The sequence below is a fragment of the Cellulomonas sp. ICMP 17802 genome (genome assembly GCF_041295535.1).
GTDB lineage: Bacteria > Actinomycetota > Actinomycetes > Actinomycetales > Cellulomonadaceae > Cellulomonas.
The window spans coordinates 100897-115159 of the sequence record NZ_JBGFQZ010000001.1 but is presented as its reverse complement, the minus strand read 5'-3'; the positions used below and the strand labels follow the sequence as shown (position 1 = coordinate 115159).

The 14263-nt window shown below is 75.2% G+C and carries 11 protein-coding genes; 7 read left to right on the top strand and 4 right to left on the bottom strand.

All coding sequences use genetic code 11. The features are described 5' to 3' along the window. The first annotated feature begins 105 nt into the window (after positions 1–105). From AB5970_RS00605 to AB5970_RS00575, 7 genes are all read left to right on the top strand, one after another. Complete coding sequence (locus AB5970_RS00605) at positions 106–774, top strand: DUF2306 domain-containing protein (protein ID WP_370501959.1); 669 nt, start codon at positions 106–108, stop codon at positions 772–774. A gap of 72 nt (positions 775–846) precedes the next feature. Further along, entirely contained in the window at positions 847–1971 is a 1125-nt protein-coding gene (locus tag AB5970_RS00600) for a M48 family metalloprotease (RefSeq protein WP_370501958.1), read from the top strand. Then, the gene (locus AB5970_RS00595; RefSeq protein ID WP_370501957.1) at positions 1971–7052 is read left to right on the top strand and encodes an AAA domain-containing protein; all 5082 of its coding nucleotides are present in this window, start codon (positions 1971–1973) and stop codon (positions 7050–7052) included. Before AB5970_RS00600 ends, AB5970_RS00595 begins: the two co-directional genes overlap by 1 nt. Beyond that, positions 7045–7689: a class I SAM-dependent methyltransferase gene (locus tag AB5970_RS00590; protein ID WP_370501956.1), complete on the top strand. Its 645-nt coding sequence runs from the start codon at positions 7045–7047 to the stop codon at positions 7687–7689. Before AB5970_RS00595 ends, AB5970_RS00590 begins: the two co-directional genes overlap by 8 nt. A 64-nt stretch (positions 7690–7753) precedes the next feature. Beyond that, the gene (locus AB5970_RS00585; protein WP_370501955.1) at positions 7754–9991 is read left to right on the top strand and encodes a glycoside hydrolase family 3 N-terminal domain-containing protein; all 2238 of its coding nucleotides are present in this window, start codon (positions 7754–7756) and stop codon (positions 9989–9991) included. After that, entirely contained in the window at positions 9988–10632 is a 645-nt protein-coding gene (locus tag AB5970_RS00580) for a class I SAM-dependent DNA methyltransferase (protein ID WP_370501954.1), read from the top strand. The genes AB5970_RS00585 and AB5970_RS00580 overlap by 4 nt, the downstream gene beginning before the upstream one ends. Positions 10633–10648: 16 nt before the next feature. Beyond that, on the top strand, positions 10649–11578 hold the full coding sequence (locus AB5970_RS00575; protein ID WP_370501953.1) for an aldo/keto reductase: 930 nt from the start codon (positions 10649–10651) through the stop codon (positions 11576–11578). On the opposite strand, the gene AB5970_RS00570 is transcribed toward AB5970_RS00575, so the two are convergent. The 4 genes from AB5970_RS00570 to AB5970_RS00555 form a co-directional block, all read right to left on the bottom strand. Further along, positions 11563–12447: a sucrase ferredoxin gene (locus tag AB5970_RS00570; RefSeq protein ID WP_370501952.1), complete on the bottom strand. Its 885-nt coding sequence runs from the start codon at positions 12445–12447 to the stop codon at positions 11563–11565. The genes AB5970_RS00575 and AB5970_RS00570 overlap by 16 nt on opposite strands. Beyond that, positions 12444–13688 (bottom strand): cupin domain-containing protein, encoded by a 1245-nt coding sequence (locus tag AB5970_RS00565; protein WP_370501951.1) that lies wholly within the window; start codon positions 13686–13688, stop codon positions 12444–12446. Before AB5970_RS00565 ends, AB5970_RS00570 begins: the two co-directional genes overlap by 4 nt. Next, positions 13688–13867 carry a hypothetical protein gene (locus AB5970_RS00560; RefSeq protein WP_370501950.1) on the bottom strand — a complete coding sequence of 60 codons (180 nt, stop codon included), beginning with the start codon at positions 13865–13867 and terminating at the stop codon, positions 13688–13690. The genes AB5970_RS00565 and AB5970_RS00560 overlap by 1 nt, the downstream gene beginning before the upstream one ends. A gap of 85 nt (positions 13868–13952) precedes the next feature. Then, on the bottom strand, positions 13953–14243 hold the full coding sequence (locus tag AB5970_RS00555) for a DUF4287 domain-containing protein (protein WP_370501949.1): 291 nt from the start codon (positions 14241–14243) through the stop codon (positions 13953–13955). Positions 14244–14263: the final 20 nt, after the last annotated feature.

Here is a 14263-nt window from a genome sequence, read left to right as displayed (position 1 = left end):
CACTCTGCACCTGGCGTCGGACACCCGCGCCTCGGCCGATCGGCCGACCCCGCGGCCGGGCGAAGGACCGATGACCGGGGCGGCCGCCGTCGGCAGGCTCGGGGCATGACCCGACGAGCGCACGCCTGGCGCATCCCGACCGGCCTGATCGCGCTGAGCCTGGTCCCCGTGCTCGCGGGAGCCCTCCGGCTCGCGGAGCTGGGCGGCGACCCGGCGGTGACGCCGGAGAACGAGCGGTTCGTCACGATGCCGGTGCCGGTCGTGGCGCACATCGTGTGCGCGACCACCTTCCTGCTGCTCGGCGCGTTCCAGTTCCACCCCGGGCTGCGTCGACGCCGACCACGGTGGCACCGGCTCGCGGGTCGGGTGGTGGCGCCCGCGGGCATCCTCGCGGCGCTCGCGGGCCTCTGGATGGCGTCGTTCTCCGACCTGCCGCCGAGTGACGGGACGCTGCTCGAGGTGTTCCGGTGGCTCGCCGGGTCGGCGATGGTCGCGTCGCTGGTGCTCGGCGTCGCGGCCGTCCGGCGCGGGGACGTGGTCACCCACAGCGCGTGGATGACCCGCGGGTACGCCCTCGGCCTGGGCGCGGGCACGCAGGCGCTGATCTTCGCGCCCTGGACGCTGACCGTCGGCACGCCGGACGTCACCACGCGCGCCCTGCTGATGGGTGCGGGCTGGGTGGTCAACCTCGCGGTCGCCGAGTGGGTCGTCCGGCGCCGGGCCGGCCGCGGGACCCGGCTGCGCCCCGGGCTGGTGACGACCCCGGCCGGCTGACCGGCGTCGTCGCGGGCCCCGCGACCGCGCGGCGGCTATCGTCGCCGGGGCCGGACGACGACGGGAGGCGCTGTGACCGACTGGCGACCGCTGCCGTACCACCGCGAGGTCACGGCGCTCCTCGAGCGCGAGAACCCCGTGGCGATCGGCGCGCTGCGACCCACGACCGGCCCGGAGCTCGGCCAGCTGCTGCTGCGCCAGACGTACCGGGTCGAGGCGACCGCCCACCCGGAGGTCCACGCCGCCGTCCAGCGGGCCGCGGACGCGCTCGGCGTGGCCGTCCCGGTCGAGATCTACGTCGACGAGGGCGGCCCGGGCACCACCGCCGAGCTGGTGTTCGTCCCGGACCGGGCGGTGCTGGTGCTGGGCGGCGGCACGCTCAACCTGCTGGACCCGGCCGAGCTCTGCGCGGTCGCCGGGCACGAGCTCGCGCACCACGTGCTGTGGACGGCGGAGGGCGGCCGCTACCTCGCGGCGGCGCGCCTGCTCGACGCCGCCGAGTCGGACGCCCGCACGCCGTCGGAGTACCTGGAGACCGCGCGGCGGTTCCGCCTGGCCACGGAGCTGTACGCCGACCGCGGGGCCGTGCTGGCCTGCGGGTCGCTGACCACGACGGTGAGCGGGCTGGTCAAGGTGTCCACGGGGCTGGCCAGGGTGGACTCGGCGGCGTACCTGCGGCAGGCGGCGGAGGTCGACTACAGCGTGCCGAGCGCGGGGACCACGCACCCCGAGACGGTGCTGCGGGCGTGGGCGCTGCAGGAGTGGCAGGAGCGCGGGTCGGGAGCCGATCCCGCGGTGGCGGCCGCCCTGGGCCCGCAGCTCGACCTGGCCGCGCTCGACGTCCTCGGGCAGGACCGGCTCGCCGAGCTCACGCGGTCCCTGGTGTGGATGCTGGTGGCGGACGACGCCGTGCGCGGCGAGGAGGCCGCCGCGCTGGCCGAGCAGTACGGCGTGCTCGTCGGCACCCAGAGCCCCGCCCTCACGGACACCCCGGCGGACCTGCCCGCCGAGACGCGCACGTATCTCGCGGCGGTGCTGCTGGACTTCGCGACCGCCGACGAGGACGGCGGCCTCGGCGACCTCGCCGCGGTGGTCGCGCTGGCCCGCCGGGTCGGCCTGGGGCCGGACCTGCTGCGGATGGTCGCCGCCGAGCTGGACCTGGGCGAGCGGGCGACCGCACAGCTGGCGGCCGGCTGATGCGGGCCCTGGTCGACCAGTCCGTCGCCCGCGGCGGGCTGCCCGCCGACGACGTGCTCGGGCTGCTGCTCCCGATGTTCCGGACGGTCCAGAGCCTGCACGAGACCGGCCGGGTGGCGCCCCTGCGCGGCCTGGACGCGCTCGGCCAGGCGGACGACGAGCCGGTGACCGTCGACGTCGCGCTGGCCGGTCCGCCGGTGCGCAACCGCGCCGCGCTCGCGGCGGCCGAGCGCTCGAGCGCCGTCGAGGTCGAGCATGACGTGACCGTCGAGCGCGACCTGTCCGGGGCCGACGCGCCGACGCGGACGACCCCGCAGGGCACCATGCGGATCGTCGCCGGGTGGCAGCGGTGGGAGCACCTGGTGGGCCACCACGACGAGCTCACCGACATCGCGAGCCTGGGCGAGCTGCTGGTCGCGCTGCTGTGCGGGTTGGACCTGGCCGACGAGGCCGACGCCGACCTGCTCCAGCAGCGGCGGAACAACCTGTTCGCGCTCGCGCCGTCGCTGCACCCCGTGCTGGCGACCGTCGCCAGCTCGATGATCGCCCCCGACCGCCGCCGCCGGGCCCAGGACCTGGCCGACGTCGTCGCGAGGCTCGACACGTACCGGGACCAGCCCGAGGACTTCGACCTGGTGCGGGTGCTGGGCGAGCGCCCCGACCCGCGGGCGGCGGTGCTGGAGCACCTGCGCGACCGGCTGTTCGACGCGTCCCGGCGCAACCCCCTGCTGTACTTCCGGCCGACGGGCCGGACCCTCAACCTCACCGAGGCGTCGGTGCCGCTGGTGCTCGACGTCCGCCACGTCCGCGCCTCGCAGCTGTTCACGTGGGGCGGTCCGGCGTCGGCGCGGCTGGTGGACGGCAAGGCCCTCGACGTCGGCTCGCTCGTGCGGTGGGACGACGCCCCGTACGCCGCGGCGTCGCTCGACGCGATCATCTCGTCGGCGCGGCGGGACCGGGCGGAGTACGGGCACGACCAGCTGCGGCTGGTGACCGCGTTCCTGCGCTGGCACGACGTGAAGAACGACCCCGGCACGCCGATCGAGTCGCCGCTCGTGCTCGCGCCGGTGACGCTGACCAAGCAGCGCGGGGTGCGCGACGCCTACCGGCTGCAGCTGACCAGCACGGTCGCCGAGGTCAACCCGGTCCTGCGCCACCAGCTGGACGAGCTCTTCGGGCTGCGGCTGCCCGAGACGGTCGACCTCGCCGAGGGCGGGGCGGTCGAGCAGCTGCGCGCGACCATCGAGCAGCAGGCGCGCGCCACGCAGCCGGCGGTGGTGGTCGGGCTCGTGGACACGCCGCGCATCGAGCTGGTCCGGCACCGCGCGCAGGTGGCCCTGCAGGCGTACCGGCGCCGACGGCCGTCGGGCAGCCCTGCGGTCGGGCGTCGCCAGTACGCGTACTCCTACCGGCGGCCGGGATGGGCGCCGCTGGGCGTGCAGATCTTCCGGGACCGGATCGCGCGGCGGCCGATCCCGATGTCGGTCGAGCTGGGCGACGAGCCGGCGCCCCAGCACGTGGTCGAGACCTTCTCGGTGACCTCGACCGCCGACGACAACCCGTACACGTGGGACGTCGACCTGACCATGGTCACGCTGGCCAACTTCAACTACCGGACGCTCAGCCTGGTGCGCGACTACGACTCGCTGCTGGCCGAGCCGGTGCCGAACGCCGCGTTCGAGGAGCTGTTCTCCACCGCGCCCCGCGACGTCGCCCCGACGGGCGCCACGATCCCCGTGACCGACCGCTATCTCGTCGTGCCGGCGGACTCCTCCCAGGTGGCCGCCGTCGCGCAGGCCCGTTCGGGCGACAACTTCGTGATCCAGGGGCCGCCCGGGACGGGCAAGTCGCAGACGATCACCAACCTGGTCGCCGACTTCGTCGCGCACGGCAAGCGCGTGCTCTTCGTCTGCCAGAAGCGGGCCGCCCTGGACGTCGTCCACGCCCGGCTGCGGGCTCAGGGGCTCGACGAGATCTGCACGCTGGTGCACGACAGCCAGGAGGACAAGAAGGAGTTCGTGCACGGCCTGCGGGCGACGTACGAGCGGTGGCTGACCGACGCCGAGCCGCTCGAGGCGGTCGAGGCCCGGCGGACCGCGCTCATCGAGGCGACCACCGCGGCGCTGGCGGAGGTCGGGCTGTACGAGGACGCCCTGGCGTCCGACGGCGGGGGCGTCGCCGTGCAGCAGGTGCTCGACCGGCTGGTCGCGCTGCGCGGGTCCCGCTGGGGCGCCGACCTGACCCCGGTCGAGCAGGCGCTGCTGCCGGAGCCGGGCGCGTGGGTGCCGGCGCGGCCGCTGGTGGACGCGCTCGTCGGTGCGCTCGCGCGGGCGGGGGTCGAGCCCGTCCTCGCGCGCAGCCCGGTCCGGCTGGTCGACCCCGAGGTGCTCGACCAGCCGCGGGCCGACGCGGTCGTGGCGCAGCGGGCCGCCGAGGCCGTGGCGGCGTCCGACGCGGTGCTCGCGCTGCTGGTCGCGGCCGGCGGCTCGACCGACGGGCTCACGCTGGACGACGCCGACGCGGTCGGGCAGATGCACGCGGTCCTCGCCCCGCTGGTCCGGCGCTCGCTGGGGGCCGCGGTCACGCCGCGCACGCCCGAGGCCCGCCGGCTGGAGGAGGCCACGGTCGCCTGGCGCGAGGTCGAGGCGGCCGCCGACGCCGCCGACCGGGCCGCGGTCGGCTGGCGCGCGCCGCTGTCGGCACCCGACGCCGCCGCCGCGCTGGAGATCGCCCGCCGGCGCGAGGGCTCGTTCTGGAAGTTCCTCGACGGCGGCTGGCGCCGGGTGCGACGGCTGGTCGACGACGGGTTCGACGCCGCCGACCGGCAGGTCCGGCCCACGGCCACGCAGGCGCTCGAGCTGCTGGTCGCGCGGTACGACACGGCGACGCGGGCCGACGTCCTGTCGCAGCAGACGGCACGCGACTGGGGCCACGGCGACCTCGCGGTGCTGACGGACCGGATCGCGGCCGTCCGGCGGTACACCGGCGCGCTCGCGGTCTGGCGCACGCGCCTCGCGGACGAGCAGCCCGACGACGTGCTCGACCGCCTCCCGGAGCTGGTCGACGCGGTGCGCTCGGCCCTCGGCGGCCTGGTCGCGGGTGTCGACGACCTGCCGCTCGCGGCGCTGCGCGACGAGCTCCGCGGCCTGACCGGCGCGACCGGCCAGGCCCTGGTGCGGGCCGTCGCCGCCCCGCTGCGCGACCTGGCCGCCGCGCCGACGGTCCTGCGGGCGCTGCGCCGGCTCGACGCCGCGCCCGACCAGCTCGAGTACGCCGTGGTCGCCGCGTCGATGGCGGAGGCGCGGGCGCAGCTGCCCGCGCTCGGCCGGCTCGACGGCGACCGCCTGGCCGACCTGCTCGACCGCGTCGCGCACCGGGCGCCCCAGCTGCAGCGGGCCAACGCCGAGGTCGTCACGGCGCGGCTGCGCGCGAGGTTCGCCGCGGCGGTCGCGCACTCCCAGCGCAGCGTCAGCGGCATGAACCCCGAGGAGCGTGCAGACAAGGCCGCCTGGATGGCCGGCCGTCGCGAGCTGGAGCACGAGTTCGGCAAGGTCCGGGCCTACAAGTCGATCCGGCACCTGGCGTCCGCGGACCCCGGGGTGGTCGTCGCCGCGATGCGTCCGGTGTGGCTGATGAGCCCGTCGTCGCTGTCGGACACGCTGCCGCTCGAGGGCTCGTTCGACGTCGTGATCTTCGACGAGGCCAGCCAGATCCCGGTCGAGGAGGCCGTGCCGGCGCTGTTCCGCGGGGCGCAGGTGATCGTCGTGGGCGACCGCATGCAGCTGCCGCCCACCCGGTACTTCCAGGCCGGCTCCGGGGAGCTCCTCGAGGGGGGCGACGACGACGCCCCGGTCGGCTCCGTCCTCGACTCCGACAGCTTCCTCGCGGTCGGGTCCGTCCGGCTGCCGTCGACCATGCTCACCTGGCACTACCGCAGCCAGTACGAGGCGCTCATCCAGTTCAGCAACGCCGCCTTCTACGAGGGCCGGCTCACCACCATCCCGGACCGGACGCTCACGCACGTGCGGGCCCGCCCGCTGGAGCTGACGGTGGGCGACGCGCCCGACCCGGACGACGTCGTCGCGGCCGTCGACGGCCTGCTCGAGCGCAGCATCAGCGCGATGCGCGTGCTCGACGGCGTCTACGTCCAGCGCACCAACCCGCAGGAGGCCGTCTGGATCGCGCACCTGGTGCGCGAGCTGCTGGCCCGCGAGACCGGGCAGACGCTCGGGATCGTCGCGTTCTCGGAGGCGCAGCAGTCGCAGATCGAGCGTGCGCTGGACGCCCTGGCCCGTGAGGACCCGGAGTTCGACCGGCGCTACGACGCCGAGGTCGCGCGCGAGGAGGACGGCCAGGTGGTCGGGCTGTTCGTGAAGAACCTGGAGAACGTCCAGGGCGACGAGCGCGACGTGATCCTCATGAGCGTCTGCTACGCCGCCGGCCCGGACGGGCGCATGCGCATGAACTTCGGACCGATCAACAACGCGGGCGGCGAGAAGCGGCTCAACGTCATCTTCAGCCGCGCCCGCCGGCACATGGTGCTGGTCAGCAGCATCGACCACACGGCGATCACCAACGTGTACAACGACGGCGCCAGCACGCTGCGCGGCTTCCTGCACTACGCCGACGCGGTCTCCAACGGCGATGCCGCCGCCGCGGACGGGGTGCTCGCGGGCCTGCGGGAGCGCACCGGGCGCCCGGCGGTCCCGCCCCCGAGCCCGATCGTGGAGCAGATCGCCGACGCCGTGCGCGCGGCCGGTGTCGCGGTGGTCGCCGGCGTCGGGCAGTCGGCGTTCCGCTGCGATCTCGCGCTGCGCCCGCCGGGGTCACTGGTGCACACGGTCGGCGTGCTGGTCGACCAGTCGTCGCGCCTCGCGGACCTGTCCCTGGACGAGCGGCGGATCACCCAGCCGACCGCCCTGCGCTCCGGCGGCTGGCAGGTGCTGCAGGTGCTGGCCGCCGAGTGGGAGTCCGACCCCTCCGCGGTGGTGCGGCGGCTGGTGGCCGCGGTCGGCTTGCCGGACCGGCAATCCACCTTGCCCCGAGCGCAGGATGCCGCCGAGGGTGTCGACCATGACTGAGCACACCCACACCCACGCCCACACGCACGGCGCGAGCTACTGGGACGAGCACTACGCCGTCGTCGACCCGTCGTGGGGCACGCGCCCGAACGCGGTCGTCGTCGAGGCGGTCACGGCCCTGGCCACGACGCCCGGCCGCGCCCTCGACCTCGGCTGCGGCCACGGCGGCGACGCCCTCTGGCTCGCGTCGCTCGGGTGGGAGGTCACGGCCGTCGACGCCTCGTCGGTCGCGCTGGCCCGGGTGGCGCAGGCCGCCGCCGACGCCGGCCTGACCGACCGGGTCGGCGTCGCGCAGCACGACCTCCAGGTGTCGATGCCGACCGGCGCGTTCGACCTCGTGACGGCGACGTACCTGCACGGCCCGGCGGAGTTCCCGCGCAGCGAGGTCCTGCACCGCGCCGCGGGGCTGGTCGCGCCCGGCGGCCTGCTGCTGGTGGTCGAGCACGCGTCGGTCTCGCCGTGGGCCTGGAAGAAGGACGCCACCTTCCCGCCGCCCGCCGAGTCGCTCGCCTCGTTCGACCTCGGCGACGGCTGGGTCACGGAGCGCCTCGCCGCCCCGCGGCGGACGGCGACCGGACCGGCCGGCGAGGTCGCGGAGGTCACCGACAACGTGATCGCGGTCCGCCGGGAGCCCTGAGCCCCGCTCCTCTAGGGTGTTCGGCAGCCCCACCGTGCTCGAATCGATCCGATCAGGACGTCTCATGACCGCGCCGTACCAGGACCCGTCCCTTCCCGTCGCCGAGCGCGTCTCCGACCTCGTCGGGCGCATGACGCTCGAGGAGAAGGTCGGGCAGATGATGCAGCTCAACGCCAAGGACGGCGTCGAGGACCTCGTGCTCAACCTGCACGTCGGGTCGATCCTGCACACCTCGCCCGAGCGGGTGCGCCAGGCGCACGAGCTCACCGCGCGGACGCGGCTGCGGATCCCCCTGCTGATCGCGGAGGACTGCATCCACGGCCACTCCTTCTGGGAGGGCGCGACGATCTTCCCGACGCAGCTCGGCATGGCGGCCACCTGGGACGCCGACCTGCTGGAGCGGGTCGCGCGCGCCACGGCCGTCGAGGTGGCGGCGACCGGCATCCACTGGACCTTCTCGCCGGTGCTCTGCATCGCGCGCGACCTGCGCTGGGGCCGGGTCAGCGAGACGTTCGGCGAGGACCCGTTCCTCATCGGCGAGCTGTCGTCGGCCATGGTCCGCGGCTACCAGGGCGACGGACTGTCCGACCCCACCGCGATCCTCGCCACCGCCAAGCACTTCGCCGGGTACTCCGAGACGCAGGGCGGCCGCGACGCCAGCGAGGCCGACCTCAGCCGCCGCAAGCTGCGCTCGTGGTTCCTGCCGCCGTTCGAGCGCGTGGCCCGCGAGGGCTGCCGGACGTTCATGCTGGGCTACCAGTCGATGGACGGCGTGCCCATCACGATCAACGACTGGCTGCTCAACGAGGTGCTGCGCGGCGAGTGGGGCTACAGCGGCACGCTCATCACCGACTGGGACAACGTCGGCCGCATGGTCTGGGAGCAGCACATCCAGCCCGACTACGCGCACGCGTCGGCGGCCGCGGTCCGCGCCGGCAACGACATGGTCATGACCACGCCCGGGTTCTTCGAGGGCGCGCAGGAGGCCGTGCGCAGCGGGATGCTCGACGAGACCGCCCTGGATGCCGCCGTCGGGCGGATCCTCACGCTGAAGTTCGAGCTCGGCCTGTTCGAGGACGCCCGGCACCCGAGCGTCGAGCGCCAGCAGGCCGTCATCGGCTCCGCGGAGCATGTCGAGCTCAACCTCGAGGTGGCCCGCCGCTCGCTCGTGCTCCTCACCAACGACGGCGTGCTCCCGCTCGACGCGAGCACGCGCACGATCGCGGTCGTCGGCCCCAACGCCGACGACCAGCACACGCAGCTGGGCGACTGGGCCGGCGCGTCCGGCCAGGCGGACTGGCTCCCCGACGGGCACCCGCGGGAGCTGACGCAGACGGTGCTCGACGGCTTCCGGTCCCACGCGCCCGACGGGTGGACGGTCACCCACGCCCGCGGCGCGGACATCCTCACGCTCGGCGCCGACCCCGAGGGCGAGTACTTCCCCGACGGCCAGCCCCGGCCGCAGGTCGTCTTCCCGGCGCCGCCCGACGCCGACCTGATCGCCGAGGCCGTCGCTGCGGCGGAGGCGGCCGACGTCGTCGTCGCGGTCGTCGGCGACCGCATCGAGCTCGTCGGCGAGGGCCGGTCGACGGCCACGCTGGAGCTGGTCGGCGGGCAGGTCGCGCTGCTCGACGCGCTCGCCGCGACCGGCACGCCGCTGGTGGTCGTCGTGATCGCGAGCAAGCCGCACGTGCTCCCGCCGTCGGCGAGGGACGCGGCCGCGATCGTGTGGGCCGCCAACCCGGGCATGCGCGGCGGGCGCGCGATCGCCGAGCTGGTGCTCGGTCAGATCGAGCCGTCGGGCCGCCTGCCCCTCTCGTTCGCGGAGCACGTCGGTCAGCTGCCCGTCTACTACAACCAGCTCCCGGCCCAGCACGGCACGCGGTACGCGGACCTCACGCAGCGGGTGCCGTTCGCGTTCGGCGAGGGCCTCTCGTACACCACGGTGACCTACGAGGACCTGCGGGTGCTCGAGCCCGTGCTCGGCTCCGGCGACACGGTCCGGGCACAGGTCACGGTGCACAACACGGGCGACCGGCCCGCGCTCGAGACCGTCCAGGTCTACGTCCGGGACGCGGTCACCACGGTGACGTGGGCCGAGAAGGAGCTCAAGACCTACCGGCAGGTGCTCGTCGAGCCGGGCGCCCGGGTGACGGTGGGCCTCGAGCTGCCGGTCGCGGACTGCACCATCGTCGACGCCGCCGGTCACCGCATCGTCGAGCCCGGCCAGTTCGAGCTGCTGGTGGGCCCGTCGTCGCGGGACGAGGTGCTGCTCGGCGCCGGCTTCCTGGTGACGGCGTGAGGGCCGACAACGTGGCCGCCACGCGCGCGATGTACGACACCGTCGCGGTCGCCTACGGGCAGCTGGTCACGGGCCTGGACCCGGAGTCGGGCCTCGAGGGCGCGATGCTGACCGCGTTCGCCGACCGCGTGCGGGGCGCCGGACGGGTGCTCGACGCGGGGTGCGGGACCGGCCGGATGACGGACTGGCTCGGCTCGGTCGGGGTGGTCGCGGACGGCGTCGACCTGTCGCCCGGCATGATCGCGGTCGCCCGGGAGACCTACCCGACGCTCGAGTTCGCGGTGGGGTCGATGACCGCGCTCGACGTGCCGGACGCCTCGCTGGCCGGCGTGCTGGCCTGGTACTCGATCATCCACACGTCCCCGGCGGACCTGCCCGCGCTCGCGGCCGAGCTGGCCCGCGTGCTCGCGCCCGGCGGGCACCTGCTCCTCGGGTGGCACGCCGGCGACGACGCGGTCCGGCCCATGACCCACGCGTACGGGCACGACGTCTCGGCCGACGCCTACCGCCACGCCCCCGAGTCGGTCGCCGCCGCGCTGCGGGCCGCGGGGCTCGTCGTCAGCGCACAGCTGGTCCGCGAGCCGCAGCCCGACCGCGAGAAGAGCCCGCAGGCCACCCTGCTGGCACGCCGGCCCGGCTAGGCGCACCATGTCCCCCGTGAAGACCTTCGCCCTGACCGGCACCGACATCGTCGTCCCCAACGTCGTCCTGGGGCTCATGCGCATCGCCGACAAGTCCGACGACGAGATCCGCGGGCTGGTCGGCGCGGCGCGGGACGCCGGGATCACGATGGTCGACCACGCCGACATCTACGGCGGCGCCATGCACGCGTGCGAGCGCCGGTTCGCCGAGGCGATGCGGCTGACCCCGGCCGACCGTGCGGAGCTGGTCATCCAGACCAAGTGCGGGATCGTGCCGCCCGACGGCTTCGACTTCTCCTACGAGCACATCATCGAGTCGGTGGACGGCTCGCTGGCGGCGCTCGGCACCGACTACCTGGACATCCTGCTGCTGCACCGCCCGGACGCGCTGGTGGAGCCCGAGGAGGTGGCGCGGGCGTTCGACCAGCTCGAGGCCGCGGGCAAGGTGCGCGCGTTCGGCGTCTCCAACCAGACCCCCGGGCAGATCGCGCTTCTGAAGAAGTACGTGCGCCAGCCGATCGTGGCCAACCAGCTCCAGCTGTCGATCACGCACTCGTCGATCATCGCCCGCGGCGTCGCGGCGAACATGCAGGCCGAGGACCAGTCGATCGACCGCGACGGCGGCATCCTCGACTACTGCCGCCTGAACGACATCACGATCCAGGCGTGGTCCCCCTTCCAGGCCGGCTTCTTCACCGGCGTCTTCCTCGGCTCGCCGGACTACCCGGAGCTCAACGCGGTGATCGACCGGCTCGCGGACACGTACGACGTGCCGCCGATCGCCATCGCCACCGCGTGGATCACCCGCCACCCCGCGCAGATGCAGGTGGTGCTGGGGACCACGAGCCCGGACCGCGTGCAGGGCGCGGCGCAGGGGTCGGACATCCCGCTCACCCGCGCCGAGTGGTACGAGCTGTTCCGGGCCGCGGGCTACCTCGTGCCGTAGGCCATCCCGGCGAGCGCCCACTCCCGCACCGGCAGGGCGCGGGTCGCGGCGCACGTGGAGAGCAGCGGTGCCGACGACGTCTCGACGAGCGTGACCGTCACCGGACCGGCCGCCGCGCCGAGGCGCACCGACCAGCCGGCGTCGGTGCGTTCCTGGTGCAGCGGCGGGTAGGCGTCGAGGCCGTCGTCCCCCAGCTCGGCGCGGGCGAAGTGCTGCGCTGCCTGGACCGGGTGCGGGTAGGCGCTCCGGCCGCGCAGGAACCGCGGCTCCACGCGTCCGGCGAGGTAAGCGTCGACCACCGCGACCGCGTCGGCGTCGTCGACCCAGCCGTAGGCGAGGCCGTGCGGCAGCAGGACCATCGTGCCCGCGAACCGGTCGCCGCCCAGGTGCGAGCACTCCCAGGTCTCCTCCGGGTACGCGTCGGCCAGCCGCGCCGCGACCACGCGGCCCCGCACCGCGCAGCACCGGTCGTGCCGGCCGTGCGCGCAGACGGCGAAGACCGGGCGGTCCGACGGCTCCCCGGCCGACCCGTCGAGCGGGACCTCCAGAAGCTCGTCCACCTGGTCGACCCGACCCCACCGCACGGACTCCCGCCCCGGCCGGGAGTCGACCAGCGCCCACCGCGTCCCGTCCTGCGCGGCACGCCGCCCGGGCCTCCGGATGGCGAGCGGACGGATGCCCTCGCCCTCGATCCGGTGCACCAGCGCGCGGCCGAGGGCGCGGTCGAACGGCGGGTCGAGCAGGGCGTGCCGCCCCCAGCCCGCCTGGTTCTCGACGAGGAACCACCGGTCGCCGTGGGAGCCGGTGGCCACCAGCGGGTCCCGGCGCGACCGGGCGGCGTCGCTGCAGGGCACCCACGGCTCGCTCACTCCGCCGTCACCACCACGCCCTCGCGCAGCAGGCGGCGCACGACCACGAGCGCGCTGGCCAGGTCGAGCCCGGGCAGCGCCCCGACGGCGACGGGTTCCCCGGTCCGCAGCGCGTGCAGCGCGGGCGACGCCTCGACCGGGAGCGACAGCACCGTGCCGCGGGCGGTGAGCCGGACCCGGTCGCCGGCTGCCTCGAGCACGCCGCCGAGGCCCGCGCGCCAGCGGACCCGGGTGTGCTCGTCCAGCGCGGTGATCGCGCTCAGGGTCGCCAGCGGGGCGACGGGCTCCGGGCGGGTGTCCCGGGCGAACCGGGCGCGCAGCCGACGGGCGGCCGGCAGGGCGGGGTCGGCCGTCGAGGCGAGCGCGGCCACCAGGTCCGCCAGTGTCGCCTCGACGAGCGGTCGCAGCTGGTCGGGGTCGCCCACGTCGATGCCGAGGGGCAGGGACGCGCGCAGGGTCGCCGTGTCGCCGACCACGCCGAGCAGGGTGTCGACGACGTCGGCCCGCGTGTAGGCGGCCACGCCGACCGTGAGGTGGATCGAGGTGTCGCCCAGGGCGGTCGCCGAGTGGATCCACCCGCGCGGCAGGTACAGGGCGTCGCCGGGGCGCAGCACGCGGTCGATGACGGGCTCGCCGCGCCCGGCCTCCGCGACGGCCGCCCGGTGGTCCGTCCACACCTGGTCCGTGAGCGGGTCGGGGTGCACCGGCGCGTGGATGACCCAGTGCTTCTCGCCCGAGACCTGCAGGACGAACACGTCGTGGGTGTCGTAGTGCGGGGAGAACCCCTGCGACGACGGTGGCGTGACGTACGCGTTGACCTGCGCCGGGTGACCCAGCTCCTCGACCAGGCGGCGCGTGAAGTCGACCAGCGGGGGCCACACGCGGTGCAGCCCCTGCAGCACGATCGTGGCGCCCGCGGCGAACTCGGCCAGCACCTTGTCGCCGGACACCTGGTCGGCCACCTCGGCGCCCAGCCCGCCGGAGGCGGTGAACCGGGCCGGGGCCAGCACGTCGCCCTCGTGCGCCAGGCGGACGAACGGCGTGCGCAGGCCGCGTCGGCTCACCAGCTCGTCGACGGCCGCCGGGGAGAGCAGATCGGTGAAGTCGTCGTGCGCCGGGGACAGCAGGGGTGCGCGCCCCCAGTGCTCGCGAGCGAACTGCTCCTCCGCGACGTCGATGCAGCGCGAGAGCGCGGACCGGGTGGTGACCGGTCCGCGCTCCGTGAGGGTGTGCTCCGGCACTACGCGGAGCCGTCCGCCCCGCCGTCGTGCCCGCCGGCGTTCGCGCCGCCGTCGGCCGGTCCTTCGCCCGCACCGCCGTCCGCCCCGCCGTCGTGGCCGCCCGCGTTCGCGCCGCCGTCCGCCACGCCTTCCCCTGCGGGTGCCGGCTCGCTGGTGATGTCGTCGTCGTTGATGCTCATGGACACTCCCTCGTCTCCCAGCCGTGCAGCGGCGTCGCCGCCTCGGCGAGCGTATCCACGCCGCGCCGGCCGCGCCGCGTGAGCGTCAGCTCGGCTTGGTCGCCTTGCCGTTCAGCCAGAGGGTGTCGCTCTCGTCGCGATGCACGCCGTCGGTGCCGACGTGCTTGGTGCTGATGGTCGGGCCCTTGGTGATCACGTGCCAGAGGGCCATGGCGTGGCCGCGGCCGACCCCGTAGTCCTCCTGGAGCCACGTCACCACGCCCGCCGCCTTGGCGCCCGGGGCGTCGAGCCCCTTCTCGTGCGCGATCGCCACCAGCTGTCGTGGCGTGAGCCCGGTCTTGTCCTCGAGGGTGTCCAGGTACGCCTGGAACGACATGTCGGTCTCCTCTCGTCGAC

Excerpts from the sequence above, each read along its gene's own strand:
- AB5970_RS00605 (WP_370501959.1), top strand. The coding sequence starts at position 106 with ATGACCCGACGAGCGCACGCCTGGCGCATCCCGACCGGCCTGATCGCG.
- AB5970_RS00595 (WP_370501957.1), top strand. The coding sequence starts at position 1,971 with ATGCGGGCCCTGGTCGACCAGTCCGTCGCCCGCGGCGGGCTGCCCGCC.
- AB5970_RS00590 (WP_370501956.1), top strand. The coding sequence starts at position 7,045 with ATGACTGAGCACACCCACACCCACGCCCACACGCACGGCGCGAGCTAC.
- AB5970_RS00585 (WP_370501955.1), top strand. The coding sequence starts at position 7,754 with ATGACCGCGCCGTACCAGGACCCGTCCCTTCCCGTCGCCGAGCGCGTC.
- AB5970_RS00560 (WP_370501950.1), bottom strand. The coding sequence starts at position 13,867 with ATGAGCATCAACGACGACGACATCACCAGCGAGCCGGCACCCGCAGGG.
- AB5970_RS00555 (WP_370501949.1), bottom strand. The coding sequence starts at position 14,243 with ATGTCGTTCCAGGCGTACCTGGACACCCTCGAGGACAAGACCGGGCTC.